Here is a 14,412-nt window from a genome sequence, read left to right on the forward strand (position 1 = left end):
TTGATTGTTCAGAGGAGAAACTGAATGATTTATCCACTAAAAAATCAATGTAATGAAGAAGAACCTAAACCTTCCCAAGAAGAAAACCGGAAGACTGAGAAACCTATTTCTGACGGTGTGCCTGCTGGCAAGTGTCGCCGCATCGGCGCAGGAGAAAACAGTAACCGGTACCGTGACCGATGCCCTGGGTGACCCGCTGATTGGTGCCACCGTATTGGTGCAGGGAACCTCCAATGGCGTGATTACCGACATAGACGGCCGGTACTCCATCCAGGCCACCCCGGAGAACACATTGGATTTTTCCTATGTAGGCATGGTGAAGCAAGCTGTCAAGGTAGGCAGCCAGTCGGTAATCAACGTCCAGATGAAAGACGACTCGCAGATGCTGGCCGAAACCGTTGTCATCGGTTATGGCAGCGCCAAGAAGCGAGACCTTACGGGCTCCATCACCAACATTAAAGGCGACGAAATCGCCAACAAGCCGGTGGTCAACCCCGTATCCGCACTGCAAGGCAAGATTGCCGGCGTGCAGGTGATAAACTCCGGCAAGGCAGGCTCCGACCCGGAAATCCGTGTACGCGGAACAAACTCCATCAACGGCTACAAGCCACTCTATGTGGTGGACGGACTGTTCAACGACAACATCAACTTCCTGAATCCGCAGGACATCGAATCCATGGAGATACTGAAAGACCCGTCGTCGCTCGCCATCTTCGGTGTGCGCGGTGCCAACGGCGTGATTATCATCACCACCAAGAAGGCGAAAGAGGGACAGACACGCGTCAATATCAACGGCTCGTTCGGTTTCAAGTCCGTCACCGACAAAATTGCACTGACGGATGCCGAAGGCTTCAAACTGCTGTACAACGAACAGTTGAGGAATGAAGGCAACCCGGAATACAACTTCTCGGACTGGACGGGAAACACCAACTGGCAGGATGAAATCTTCCAGACTGGGTTCATCACCAACAACAACATCAGCATCACGGGTGCCTCGGACAAGAACAGCTTCTATCTCGGTGCGGGCTATGCTTACGAGCAAGGCAACATCAAGCACGAGAAGTACAGCAAAATCACGCTGAACATCAGCAACGACTATAAAGTGACGGACAACCTCAAGGTAGGTTTCCAATTCAACGGGGCACGCATGCTGCCCGCCGACACGAAGAGTGTGGCTACAGCCCTGCGCGCAGCTCCGGTGGCGCATGTATTCAACTCCGAGTACGGCCTCTACACCTCACTGCCCGGATTCCAGAAGGCACAGATGAACAACCCGATGGTGGACGTAGACCTGAAGGCGAATACCACGAAAGCCGAGAACTACCGTGGCTCGGGCAACGTGTACGGGCAATGGGATTTCCTGAAACACTTCCAGTTCAAGGCCATGTTCTCCCTGGACTATGCCTCGAACAGCACACGGACATACACCCCGGTTATCCAGGTATATGACGCAAGCGTCGAGGGAGACATAGCCACGCTGGGCAACGGCAAGACCGGAGTGTCCCAAGCCAAAGAAACGGAAATGAAGGTACAGAGCGACTATCTGCTGACCTACACCAACTCCTGGGGAGACCACAGCGTGACGGCCACAGCCGGTTTCACCACCTACTACAACAAGCTCGAGAATCTGAACGGCGCCCGTACCCAAGGGGTAGGCCTGGTCATTCCGGACAATCCCGACAAATGGTACGTAAGTATCGGCGACGCAGCCACCGCCACCAACGGCAGTACGCAGTGGGAGCGCTCCACCGTGTCCGTGCTGGCACGCGTGCTCTACAACTACAAGGGCAAGTACCTGTTCAACGGCTCCTACCGCCGCGACGGTTCTTCCGCCTTCTCCTACACCGGCAACCAGTGGCAGAACTTCTACTCCGTCGGCCTGGGCTGGCTGATGAGCGAGGAAGCATGGATGAAGGACATCACCTGGCTGGATATGCTGAAACTGAAAGGCTCATGGGGCACACTGGGCAACCAGAACCTGGACCGCGCCTATCCCGCCGAACCGTTGCTGACGAATGCCTACTCCGCCGTGTTCGGCACCCCGTCTGCCATCTATCCGGGCTACCAGCTTGCCTACCTGCCCAACCCCAAACTGCGCTGGGAGAAGGTGGAAGCCTGGGAAGCCGGTGCAGAAGCCAACTTCCTCCGCAACCGCCTGCACTTTGAAGGGGTGTACTACAAGAAGAAAACCAAAGACCTGCTGGCCGAAGTGCCGGGCATCTCGGGCACCGTACCGGGTATCGGAAACCTTGGCTCCATCGAGAATTCGGGCGTAGAGCTTGCCTTGAGCTGGCGCGACCGGATAGGCGACTGGAACTACAACATCGGAATGAACCTTGCCACCATCAAGAACAAGGTACTGAGCCTCGTGCAGGAAGGCTACTCCATCATAGCCGGAGACAAGCAGCAGAGCTACACAATGGCAGGATACCCCATCGGCTACTTCTACGGCTACAAGGTGGAAGGCGTCTACCAGACCCAGGAGGAGATTGAGCACTCTCCCAAGAACACACTGGCAACCGTCACCCCGGGCGACCTGAAATTCCGCGACGTGAACGGTGACGGTGAAATCACCACGGCAGACCGTACGATGATTGGTAATCCTACACCCGATGTCACCTACGGCTTCACGCTCGGCCTGGGCTACAAGAACTGGGAGCTTGCCGTTGACATGATGGGACAAGGCGGCAATCAGATTTACCGTACCTGGGACAACTACAACTGGAGCCAGTTCAACTTTATGGAGCAACGCATGGACCGCTGGCACGGTGAAGGGACCAGCAACACCCAGCCGCTGCTGAACACCAAGCATACCATCAACAATCTGAACTCCGAGTATTACATAGAGGACGGCTCGTTCTTCCGCATCCGTAACGTGTCGCTGGCATACAACTTCGACAAGGCGCTGATTTCGAAGATAGGCATGCAGGCGCTGAAGCTCTACGTGAACATACAGAACCTGAAGACGTGGAAGCACAACACCGGATATACCCCGGAACTGGGCGGAAGCGCCATCGCCTTCGGGGTGGACGACGGCAGTTATCCGATGCCGGCGATTTATACGTTCGGATTTAATCTGACGTTCTAAAAGCCTCTCCCCTAAAAAAGAGTAACTTCAAACCTCCCCCGACTCCTTCAAAGGGAACGGGGAATGAAAAATATAAATTTATGAAACTGATAAAATACATATTTACATTGCTGGTGGGTGCAACAGCCCTCTCACTGACATCCTGCAACGACTTCCTGGACCGCGATCCGCTGGGGCAGTTCACGGAAGATGACTCTCCCAACGCCCTTGTAGGCGGGAAGATATTCAACGTCTACTACCTGATGCGCTCGTACGACATCACTGCCGGTATTCCTGCTTTTATGGTGCACATGGTGCGCAGCGAGGACTCCGAGAAAGGCAGTGACGCCGGCGACGGCAGCAACGAGGCCGCCATGTGGGACGACTTCGAATACACTGCCTCCAACGGGCCGCTCAGCGCCTATTGGGGACAGAACTACAAAATCATCTACCAGTGCAACGAAATCCTGGACGACATTGAGAAGAGCGGACACAAGGACGACACCGAAGCCATCCGCAACCGCGGCGAAGCGCTCTTCTTCCGTGCCTGGTGCTACTTCAACCTGGTACGCGCCTTTGGCGAAGTGCCGCTGGTCACCATCAAGGTAGTGGAAGCCTCCGATGCCAACGTGCCCAAGACCACGGCGGAAAAGATATACGAACAGATTGACAAAGACCTGACCGAAGCCGAAGAATGCCTGCCCCTGCGGTGGGACAGCGACTATACGGGACGGCTGACCTGGGGCGCCGCACGCTCCCTGCACGCACGCACCTATATGATGCGGAACGATTGGGACAATATGTACACAGCCTCCACCGAAGTGATAAAGTCGGGCATCTACAACCTGAATACACCGGTCGACAAAGTCTTCACCGTAGAAGGGGAGAATTGCGGTGAGAGCATCTTCGAACTGCAATGCGAAGCCACCGATGCCATGAAAGAGGATGCCAGCATCGGCAGCCAGTTCTGTCAGGTGCAAGGGGTGCGCGGAGCCGGCGAGTGGGACCTGGGATGGGGCTGGCACATGGCCACCAAACTGATGGGAGAAGCCTTTGAGCCGGGCGACCCGCGCCGGAACGCCACATTGCTCTACTTCCGCCGCAGCACGGACGAGCCCATCACACCGGAGAATACCAACCAGCCTTATGGCGAGTCACCCGTATCCACCGCCATGGGTGCCTACTTCAACAAGAAGGCCTACACGGACCCGACACTGCGCCGCAAGTACAGCCGTATGGGTTTCTGGGTAAACATCCGCCTCATCCGCTATCCGGACGTGCTGCTGATGGCTGCCGAAGCCGCCAACGAGAAAGGGCTGACGGGCGAAGCCGCCGGGTATCTGGAACAAGTACGCGCCCATGCCCGCGGCACACTGGCAGACGTGCTTCCGAAGGTAGAATCTGCCAGCCAGTCTGTGCTGCGTGACGCCATTCGCCACGAACGCCGCGTAGAGCTGGCACTGGAACCCGACCGCTTCTACGACCTCGTGCGCTGGGGCATTGCCAAAGAAGTGCTGCAAGCTGCCGGAAAGAATTACCAGGACAAGAATGCACTACTGCCTCTGCCCCAGACAGAGATAGACAAATCGAACGGAGTACTGGTACAGAACCCCGACTATTGATACCCGGCCAAAGGAAACAGCCGACCCAATCAATGGCAAAAGGTCTATTTCATAACTTGCTTTCAATCAAAGCATTGCTACTGCAAAGAGCTGCAAACTTTTTGCAGTGGCACTGCAAAAGTGTTGCAGTAGTACTGCACAACAGTTGCAGTGTCGCTGCAAAGCAGTTGCAGTAGCGCTGCAAATCGTTTGCAGTATCACTGCAGAGAAATTGCAGCACCGTTGCAAAGAAGTCATAGCACCACTGCAATAGAGTGACGGCAATCTAAAAACAATGAAGGGAACATACTTACAAACAATTAATTCAATATGAATATGAAGAAAATTTTCAAGAGAACAAGTCTGCTGCTCGCAACCGCTTTAATAGGTGGCACCGCCACCGTGCAGGCGCAGAAATCTCCGCAGGACATGGACCGCTTCATCGACGCACTGATGCGCCGGATGACTGTGGAAGAGAAAATCGGCCAGCTCAACCTGCCCGTGACCGGAGAAATCACCACCGGTCAGGCAAAGAGCAGCGACGTGGCCAAGAAGATTGAGCAGGGGCTCGTGGGAGGGCTTTTCAATCTGAAAGGAGTGGCCAAGATACGCGACGTACAGAAACTGGCCGTAGAGAACTCCCGCCTGGGCATCCCCCTGCTGTTCGGCATGGATGTGATACATGGCTATGAGACCATCTTCCCCATCCCCCTCGGCCTCTCCTGCACGTGGAATATGGCAGCCATCAAGCAGTCTGCCCGCATAGCCGCTACAGAAGCCAGTGCCGACGGTATCTCATGGACATTCAGTCCAATGGTAGACATCAGCCGTGACCCACGCTGGGGACGTGTATCCGAAGGTTCGGGCGAAGACCCGTTCCTCGGAGGCGCCATCGCCCGCGCCATGGTGTTGGGATATCAGGGAAAAGACCTGAACGACCAACTGAAACGGAACGACGAAATCATGGCATGCGTCAAGCACTTCGCACTGTACGGTGCCGGAGAAGCCGGACGCGACTACAACACCGTAGACATGAGCCGCAACCGCATGTTCAACGAATACATGTACCCCTATGAAGCAGCCGTCCATGCCGGAGTGGGCAGTGTAATGGCCTCTTTCAACGAAGTGGACGGTGTGCCCGCCACAGCCAACCGCTGGCTGATGACAGACGTGCTGCGCAAACAATGGGGGTTCAGCGGTTTTGTGGTGACCGACTTTACCGGTATCTCCGAAATGGTGGAGCACGGCATCGGTGACCTGCAGACCGTTTCCGCCCGTGCGCTCAACGCCGGTGTGGACATGGATATGGTGAGCGAAGGTTTCGTGGGCACGTTGAAAAAGTCGCTCACCGAAGGCAAAATAACCATGAAGACGCTGGATGCAGCCTGCCGCCGCATCCTTGAAGCGAAATACAAGTTAGGGCTGTTTGATGACCCTTACAAATACTGCGACCTCAGCCGTCCCGCACGCGACATCTTCACCCGCAAGCACCGCGACGCTGCCCGCCGGATTGCCGCCGAAAGCTTTGTGCTGCTGAAAAACGAACCTTTTGAGGGACAAGGCAAGAAGTCTTCTCGTCCCGTCCTTCCCTTAGAGAAGCAAGGCACCGTCGCCGTCATCGGCCCCCTGGGCAATACCCGCAGCAACATGCCCGGTACCTGGAGTGTTGCCGCACGCCTGGACGACTATCCCTCTCTGTACGAAGGATTGAAAGAAATGACAGCCGGCCGGGTGAACATCACCTACGCCAAAGGCAGCAACCTCATCGGTGATGTAGCCTACGAGGAACGCGCCACCCTATTCGGCCGATCGCTGGGCCGGGACAACCGTACGGATAAGGAACTGCTGGACGAAGCTTTGAAGGTAGCCTCCGGTGCCGACGTGATTGTAGCCGCCCTGGGCGAGTCTTCCGAAATGAGCGGTGAAAGCTCCAGCCGTACCGACCTCGACATCCCCGACGTGCAACGCACCCTGCTGGAAGCCTTGCTGAAGACCGGAAAGCCCGTTGTACTGACCCTCTTCACCGGCCGACCGCTGACGCTCACCTGGGAGCAGGAACATGTGCCCGCTATCTTGAACGTATGGTTCGGTGGCAGTGAAGCGGCATACGCCATCGGCGACGTACTGTTCGGTGACGTGAACCCAAGCGGTAAGCTGACCATGACTTTCCCGAAGAACGTAGGGCAGATACCTTTATTCTACAACCACAAGAATACCGGTCGCCCGCTGGCTGCCGGCAATTGGTTCGAGAAGTTCCGCAGCAACTATCTGGATGTGGACAATGAACCGCTGTATCCCTTCGGCTACGGGCTCTCATACACCACTTTCCAGTACAGCGACATCGCCCTCAGTACCCCGGTCATGGGACAAAATGGCTCCACCACTGCCGTAGTCACCGTGACCAATACCGGTAAGCGTGACGGCGCAGAAGTCGTGCAGCTCTATATCCGCGACCTCGTAGGCAGCATTACCCGCCCCGTACGCGAGCTGAAAGGCTTTGAAAAGGTGTTCCTGAAAGCGGGCGAAAGCAAGACCGTATCCTTCAAGATTACCCCTGAGCTGCTCCGCTTCTACGACTACGACCTCAACCACGTGGCCGAGCCGGGAGATTTCGATGTGATGATAGGTGGCAGCAGCCAGGCAGAAAAGATAGCCCGACTGACACTGAAATAAAATAAAATATTTAATATTGCACTCTAAAAACAAGAAAACATGAGATATACTACTTTACTCCTTTGTTTTTGCAGCATTCTGCTCCTTAGCAGCTGCAAGAGCCAGCCCTCCGCACAGAACGGACAGCCGCTGGAAGTGATGACGTTCAATGTCCGCCTGGATATTCCTTCGGACAGTGTAAACAACTGGAATTACCGCAAGGGTGACGCCTGCCGTATGATAGCCTACTACAGCCCCGACTTGCTGGGCATGCAGGAAGTGCTTCACAACCAAATGGAAGACCTAAAACGCGGGCTGCCGCAATACACAGCACTCGGTGTGGGGCGCGACGACGGCAAGGAAGCAGGCGAATACTGCCCGATATTCTTCCGGACCGACCGGTTTACACTGTTGGAATACGGCAATTTCTCCCTCAGCGAGCAACCCGAAACTATCGGCATCAAGGGCTGGGACGCTTCCTACAACCGTGTCACCACCTGGGCGATACTGCAGGAAAAGAACAACGGACAAAAGTTTGTATATTTCAACACCCATCTGGACAACGACGGAAAGACAGCCCGCAAAGAGGGCGTGCAACTCATTCTCGACAAAATCAAGGAGATAGCACCGGACATGCCCGCCATCATCACCGGTGACTTTAACTGTACGCCCGGTGAAGAACCTCTGCAAACGCTGGAAAAGGGAGGAATGGAAAATGCCGCAAAGACAGCTGCCGTCACCTACGGTCCGTCCTGGTCTTTCCATGACTTCGGCCGTCTGCCGGTGGAGGAACGCGTACTGCTGGACTATGTCTTCGTGACCAAAGGCGCAAAGATAGACCGCTACCGCGTTATCCAAGACAAACCGGAGAACAGTTATCTTTCTGACCACTGTCCTATACTTGTTGAATTGACCGTGCAATGAATATAGATAAGTAAATGATAAAAAAACAAGTAAGCATTGGTACAATGAAAATACAATACAGTTTATTATTATTCCTGCTGTTGCTCGGTTTCACGCAATGCAAAAGCCCCGCCGCCAAAGAAGACCGGCTGAGCGACGATGCCCTGATGGACACCGTACAGCGCCGTACCTTCAACTACTTCTGGGAAGGTGCCGAGCCCAACAGCGGACTGGCACGCGAACGCATCCACATAGACGGTGTCTATCCGGAGAACGACCAGAACGTAATCACGTCCGGTGGAAGCGGCTTCGGCATCATGGCTATACTTGCCGGTATAGACCGCGGCTATGTCACCCGCCAGGAAGGGCTGGAACGAATGGAGAAAATCGTCTCCTTCCTCGAAACCGCTGACCGTTTCCACGGTGCCTACCCGCACTGGTGGTATGGCGATACGGGCAAGGTGAAACCCTTCGGGCAGAAAGACAATGGCGGCGACCTGGTAGAAACAGCCTTCATCATGCAGGCGCTGCTCTCCGTCCACCAGTACTACATCGACGGTTCGCCCGCCGAGCAAGCCCTCGCCGCCCGCATCGACAAGTTGTGGCGCGAAGTGGACTGGAACTTCTACCGCCAGAACGGCCAGAACGTGCTCTATTGGCACTGGAGTCCGGAATACGGTTGGGAAATGAACTTTCCCGTACACGGTTACAACGAATGCCTCATCATGTATATCCTTGCTGCCGCCTCGCCTACCCACGGCGTGCCTGCAGCAGTCTATCACGAGGGCTGGGCGCAGAACGGGGCCATTGTAGACCCTCATAAAGTGGAGAATATCGAGTTGCATCTGCGCTATCAAGGCACAGAAGCCGGACCGCTCTTCTGGGCACAATACTCGTTCCTCGGCCTCGACCCCATCGGGCTGAAGGATGAATACTGCGCCAACTACTTCGACGAGATGCGTAACCTGACGCTTGTGAACCGTGCCTACTGTGTCCGCAACCCCAAGCACTACAAAGGTTTCGGGCCCGACTGCTGGGGACTGACAGCCAGCTACTCCGTCAACGGATATGCCGCCCACGCTCCCAACGAACGCGACGACCAGGGAGTCATCTCTCCAACTGCCGCCTTGTCATCCATCGTCTATACCCCGGAACAGTCGTTGCAAGTGATGCGCCACCTCTACGAGATGGGAGATAAGGTCTTCGGCCCCTATGGCTTCTACGATGCTTTCAGCGAAACGGACAACTGGTATCCGCAGCGCTACCTCGCCATTGACCAGGGCCCGATAGCCGTCATGCTCGAGAATTATCGGTCGGGACTGCTGTGGAAGCTCTTCATGAGTCATCCGGATGTGCAGAAAGGGTTGAAGGAGTTGGGGTTCTCAACAGTCAGCAAGTAACTTACTATCATAAAAAATCCCCTTCTGAAACTTGTATTCTCTGATGAATAGCGAGGTACAAGTTTCAGAAGGGGATGTATTTACAACCTATTCACCGCCGCCACCAGAACCACTGCCACCGCTCTTCACATCATCATTGCTGATAGTGCGCGCAGCCTTTTTCACGCTTGCCTTCAACTCACCGATACGGTAGCTGACGCTTATGCCGAAGCGTTGGCGGCTGTACTTATAATTGCTTTCCCGTATAAAACCGCTGCCTTCGGTGGTGGAGCTTTGGTCCATATACTTCTTGAAGAAGTTGCTGGCAAAGGCAGACAAGGTGAGGCGCTTGTCCAGGAAGGACTTGTTGACGCTCAAGCCATAATCAAAGAAGCTGCTGCCCTTACCTTGCAGCATAATCCACGGCGTCTGTCCGAAGACATTCAGACTGATGCGCCAGTCATGGGGCAGCGTCTGCTGTGCACCGCCGTAGGCAAAGAGGCTCCAGCCATCGTTACGCATGCCTTCACTGCCCTCCAGATAAGAGTAATTGCCGCTCATGTTCATGTAGATACGTGTACGTGGAGTGGCATTCCAGTTGACGTAGCCGTTCACACTGGCATAACGGGTCTTGCCGATGTTGGCATAGGTAGAATAAAGCACATCCTTGCCCGTGGGATTCTTCAATCCCTCAATCTCCGTATCGGGCATGAGCCTTGTCACATTCTCAATACTGTTGTTGGTAAACGAGTAACGGGCCGAGATATTGATGTTGAACTTCTGTGTGAAGTTACTGTAACTCAAGTTGAAAGCATGGCTCTTCTCGCTGTCCAGCTCCGGATTACCCTGGCTGATGTAGGAGGGGTCCGTATCATTCAGATAAGGATTCAGAGACCAGATTCCCGGACGATAGATACGCATGTTGTATCCTAAACGCAGATTGGACATATCCGTCAGCTTGTAGCCGATAGAAGCGGAAGGCACTACGTCGTCAAAGTTCTTTGTGAAATCCTCGCCGCGGCCCACCAGATACTTCACATCTTGGATGGTATGCTCGTAGCGTAATCCCAAACGGCCCGAAAGTCTCTTCACCTTCAGTCCATATCCCAGATAGGCGGCGATAATATCGTTCAAATGCTTGTAGTGTGAACTCTGGTTCTTGTTGTATTCATACTTTCCGGTATCGTCCGCATCAAAACGGTCGTCTTCGGAGGAGTTGTTGCGCAGAATGTACTTGGCACCTGCCTCCAAGGTATGCAGCTTGCCGATAGGCGTGGTATAGTCGGCCTGGAACGTATGCTCCGTGGTATTCTGCTCACCGTCGTTATGCTGGTTCTTCAAACGGTTCAGATAGTCCGCCCAATCGGGGTTATAGCCATTGTCTATTTCATATTCCGTATAGGAATCCGACGTTTGCGGACGGGTGTTTATCTTGTAGGAGAACGTCAGCATGCGGTCCTTGACCTTGAACAGACGCTGGTAGTCGATACCTCCGTCGATAGAATACCAGGAAGACTTGCTGCGGTTAAAGGCAGAATAACTGTAAATGGGAGCAGCATTTATGTTCTCTGGAAAGGTGGCGATGTAGTCCGTAGAGCCGTTACTCTTATTCCCACCGCCCCAAAGTCCGAAAGACATGGTAACCAAGCGTAATGTATCTATTTCGTAGCTGGCCTCCATGCTGCCCGACTGGAAAGAACCGTGTCCCTTGTTGCTGCCGTCATAGTCCAGATTGGAAGAATTCTCCGTAACAGCTTCCGGTGTCACATGCTGGCTACCACTGCTGTAGTTGCGGGGCTGGTCGTTGTAATTGTAATTGTAGCGGGCGCTGACGGTCAGCTTTCCGCTCTTTATGGTACCGAATGCCCCGCCGCCTGCACCGCGGTTGCTGACGTTGGCACTGAACGTAGCCGTATAGCCTTCGAGTCCGCTGCCCACGGTGACGATGTTCAGAATACCGCCCACACCCTCGGCGTCATACTTGGGGCCGGGATTGGTTATCACTTCAATATGCTTGATACTGTTTGCAGGCATACTTTTCAGCACTTCCGTCGGGTTGTTGCTCATCATGTTGTTGGGCTTTCCGTTGACATATACCTTAAAGCTGCTACTCCCGTTCACCTGAATATTGTCCTCGCCATCCACCGTTACCAACGGTACCTTGCGAAGCATTTCCAGCACGGAGTTCGACTGGGCGTCAGGGTCATCCTGCACATTGTACTCTATCTTGTCGATATCTGCCTTCACCAGAGGCTTCTGTGCCACTATTTCCACCTGCCCCAGCTCATTGGAGGCATCTACGATATACAGCGTGCCGAAGTCCACCAGCTTCTCCCCTGCCTTCACAGAAAAGTCCTTCACGATGGGAGTACGTCCCACGGAAGTGATGGTCATCACGAAGTTGCCCGTACCGGGTACTTTCTCCTGGAACTGGCCTTTCATGTCCGTTACCAGCATTTTCAGCGCCTTTGCAGGGGCCTCTTTCTTCACGATTTTAATGGTAGCATAAGGTTCACCCTCCTGGGTGAGTGAGTCGAGCAAAATTCCTTTAACCTGGAAAGAAGTGTTTGCCGTGTTTTGCGCTGCAAGCAGTCCCGAAATCATCAGCATCCATAGCAGCACAGTCCATTTTGTTCTCATTGCGTTTTTATATTTAGTGACTATTCATGTTTATTGTCTTGGTATTAGACGTTTCCCGTTCGAGTTTTGTCACAATGAATTCTGCAAAAATAGCCCCTTTTTCATGCATTTACGAGACTTTCGGAGTTAAAAAAGCAAAAAGAAAGCAATTTAGAGAAAATAGAAGAAAAGTAACAGACAGATATTTGCGGCAATAACAGAGCCGAATCCCCCCAATATCCACGGCCGCAAAGGGCTTTTTCCACCGGCAAAGAATAACGCGTAGCACATGTTTACCGCTATATTGCTGACAATAGCCTGCATGCTGCAAGCCGTAATCACCAGCACCGCCACACTGCCCGTTCCTTGAAGCAGGTTCAGGATGAAAGGAGTAATGTCACTGAACCCCGAAATGAAAGAGAGCAAGTTCAGTCCACCCGTGCCGGCATACACCAGCGTATAGTGGGTCAAGATAGTGAACACCACAAACAGCATGGCAAAAATCAGCGCTACCTTGAACTCCAACGGATTACTGCTGTCCTCGTCCTCCGTGGTCTGCGTGCCGTCGTCCACCCGTTTCCGCTTGGAATGCAGATACCATGCCACGGCTGCCGTTACCACCGACATTATCAGCAGGTAGGGATAAATGGCCAGTAGCGTCTCCCGGCTGAAAATACCTATCAATATCAAGAAACGGAGGAACATCATGCTGACCGCCAACAACATGGCTGCCACATATTCGGGAGCATCCTGCACAGAAGCCTTACGGCTCTTTCGCGCCAGTACGGAAATGGTAGCCGTGCTGCTGTACAAGCCTCCCACGATGCCCGAAACCAGAATGCCCGACTCATGGAAAACGTAACGCTTCAACAGATAAGAAAGGTAGGAAATGCCCGATACAACCACCGTGGCCAGCCAAATACTGTATGGCGTCAGGTTGATGCCGGGAATAAGATTCTCATTGGGCAGCATCGGCAGGATAATGCCGCTGATGGCAAGGAACTTGGCAAGCGTAATCATCTCGTCGTTCTTCATGCGCTGGGCCAGTTCCGTGAAGGTGTGTTTCAGCTCGGTGAAGAGCAGGACGGTCACTATGACCATGACGTAGAACCACGACGGCTGCGTGGCCACAATGGGAGCAATACAGTAGGTGATGAGTGCAATAATGATGGTGGTTACTCCGAACACATGGTACTGTGACTGCTTCACATAATAGTTCAGTCCGAGCAGCAGTCCCAGAATGGCTCCTCCTCCCATGAACAGACGATAGCCCGTAGGGTCGAGGATATAGAGCAGATAGCCCAGAATGCCTATAAAAGTGAAGGTGCGGTCGGTACCGAAAAGCGTAGTTTCCCCTTCGCGCTTCAAGCTGATTTTACGCTGTGAAAGCCCGATGAGTAAAGAGAATACAGTGACCAAAAGGAAGGTGACCAGTTCTCTTGGCAGGTAGTCGTAAAGTTTCTCCATGACGATTAAACAAGTACGGCATACAATTGGTTTGCTACCATGTGGTGAAAGGGTGTTTCATCAGTTGCGAGTTATAGTAGCGGACATCTCCCGTCACCTCCCGTCCGATGAATGCAGGTTTCACGAAAGGCTCGTCTTCCGAGGAGAGTTCCACCTCGGCCACAGTCAGTCCCTCATTCTCGCCATAGAATTCATCCACCTCAAAGACGTGCTGTCCGCTGCGCACCAGGTAACGGGTCTTGTCGATGATACCCGGTTCGCACAGCTTCAGCAATTCCCGCGCTTCGCACAGCGGAATTTCCTTTTCCCACTCGTAGCGGCTGGTTCCCGATTCATTGGATGCACCCTTGATGGTGAGAAATCCCCGTTCATCGCGGATGCGCACCCGTACTGTCCGTCCACGTACACTGCTGATGTATCCTTGTACGATACGGCTGTGTGCATACGCTTGTGGCTTGTATTCTCCCGTCACGAGGAATTTCCGTTCTATCTCCTGCGGCATGTCGTTTCCAGTGATTTTATCAGCCCCAGTAAGAGTAAGCCACAAACATGGCGATGACCAATACAATGGCTATTACTCCCATCGTCATCATCACTTTCTTGGCTTGTTGCTCTTCCTTCTGGCTGTGCATTGCTTTCTTTTTACTTTTTCCCATGGTGTGTTTTATAGTTTAAAGTTCAACGATGAACAAAGTAAGAAGAAATTCGGGAAGAATGCAAATGA

The 14,412-nt window shown here is 53.5% G+C and carries 9 protein-coding genes; 5 read left to right on the forward strand and 4 right to left on the reverse strand.

All coding sequences use genetic code 11. The features are described from left to right. Window positions 1-52: 52 nt before the first annotated feature. The 5 genes from EYA81_RS07130 to EYA81_RS07150 all read left to right on the forward strand — a co-directional run bounded on the left by EYA81_RS07130 (window position 53) and on the right by EYA81_RS07150 (window position 9,623). On the forward strand, window positions 53-3,088 hold the full coding sequence (locus EYA81_RS07130) for a TonB-dependent receptor (protein ID WP_035447064.1): 3,036 nt from the start codon (window positions 53-55) through the stop codon (window positions 3,086-3,088). 80 nt (window positions 3,089-3,168) lie between these two features. Then, entirely contained in the window at window positions 3,169-4,689 is a 1,521-nt protein-coding gene (locus EYA81_RS07135) for a RagB/SusD family nutrient uptake outer membrane protein (RefSeq protein WP_005830332.1), read from the forward strand. A gap of 315 nt (window positions 4,690-5,004) precedes the next feature. Then, window positions 5,005-7,341 (forward strand): beta-glucosidase BglX, encoded by a 2,337-nt coding sequence (bglX, locus tag EYA81_RS07140; protein WP_117600289.1) that lies wholly within the window; start codon window positions 5,005-5,007, stop codon window positions 7,339-7,341. Between the two features lie 39 nt (window positions 7,342-7,380). After that, window positions 7,381-8,244: an endonuclease/exonuclease/phosphatase family protein gene (locus EYA81_RS07145; RefSeq protein WP_131225570.1), complete on the forward strand. Its 864-nt coding sequence runs from the start codon at window positions 7,381-7,383 to the stop codon at window positions 8,242-8,244. 44 nt (window positions 8,245-8,288) lie between these two features. Further along, window positions 8,289-9,623, forward strand: coding sequence for a glucoamylase family protein (locus EYA81_RS07150; protein ID WP_117600288.1), 1,335 nt, complete (start codon window positions 8,289-8,291; stop codon window positions 9,621-9,623). 87 nt (window positions 9,624-9,710) lie between these two features. Here EYA81_RS07150 and EYA81_RS07155 read toward each other — a convergent pair whose 3' ends face one another. The 4 genes from EYA81_RS07155 to EYA81_RS19795 form a co-directional block, all read right to left on the reverse strand. Beyond that, window positions 9,711-12,242 carry a TonB-dependent receptor domain-containing protein gene (locus tag EYA81_RS07155; RefSeq protein WP_117600223.1) on the reverse strand — a complete coding sequence of 844 codons (2,532 nt, stop codon included), beginning with the start codon at window positions 12,240-12,242 and terminating at the stop codon, window positions 9,711-9,713. Window positions 12,243-12,392: 150 nt separating this feature from the next. Next, on the reverse strand, window positions 12,393-13,688 hold the full coding sequence (locus EYA81_RS07160) for a DUF4010 domain-containing protein (RefSeq protein ID WP_005830344.1): 1,296 nt from the start codon (window positions 13,686-13,688) through the stop codon (window positions 12,393-12,395). A 34-nt stretch (window positions 13,689-13,722) separates the two neighbouring features. Continuing rightward, on the reverse strand, window positions 13,723-14,190 hold the full coding sequence (locus EYA81_RS07165) for a CYTH domain-containing protein (RefSeq protein ID WP_005834595.1): 468 nt from the start codon (window positions 14,188-14,190) through the stop codon (window positions 13,723-13,725). 19 nt (window positions 14,191-14,209) lie between these two features. Further along, a complete protein-coding gene (locus tag EYA81_RS19795) occupies window positions 14,210-14,344 on the reverse strand; it encodes a hypothetical protein (protein WP_005830349.1) in 135 nt (44 codons plus the stop codon). Window positions 14,345-14,412: the final 68 nt, after the last annotated feature.

Source organism: Bacteroides sp. A1C1 (assembly GCF_004328515.1).
Lineage (GTDB): Bacteria > Bacteroidota > Bacteroidia > Bacteroidales > Bacteroidaceae > Bacteroides > Bacteroides uniformis.

Coding starts and splice junctions, on each gene's coding strand:
- EYA81_RS07160 (WP_005830344.1), bottom strand. CDS start 13,688: ATGGAGAAACTTTACGACTACCTGCCAAGAGAACTGGTCACCTTCCTT.
- EYA81_RS19795 (WP_005830349.1), bottom strand. CDS start 14,344: ATGGGAAAAAGTAAAAAGAAAGCAATGCACAGCCAGAAGGAAGAGCAA.
- EYA81_RS07165 (WP_005834595.1), bottom strand. CDS start 14,190: ATGCCGCAGGAGATAGAACGGAAATTCCTCGTGACGGGAGAATACAAG.
- EYA81_RS07130 (WP_035447064.1), top strand. CDS start 53: ATGAAGAAGAACCTAAACCTTCCCAAGAAGAAAACCGGAAGACTGAGA.
- EYA81_RS07150 (WP_117600288.1), top strand. CDS start 8,289: ATGAAAATACAATACAGTTTATTATTATTCCTGCTGTTGCTCGGTTTC.
- EYA81_RS07155 (WP_117600223.1), bottom strand. CDS start 12,242: ATGAGAACAAAATGGACTGTGCTGCTATGGATGCTGATGATTTCGGGA.
- bglX (WP_117600289.1), top strand. CDS start 5,005: ATGAAGAAAATTTTCAAGAGAACAAGTCTGCTGCTCGCAACCGCTTTA.
- EYA81_RS07145 (WP_131225570.1), top strand. CDS start 7,381: ATGAGATATACTACTTTACTCCTTTGTTTTTGCAGCATTCTGCTCCTT.
- EYA81_RS07135 (WP_005830332.1), top strand. CDS start 3,169: ATGAAACTGATAAAATACATATTTACATTGCTGGTGGGTGCAACAGCC.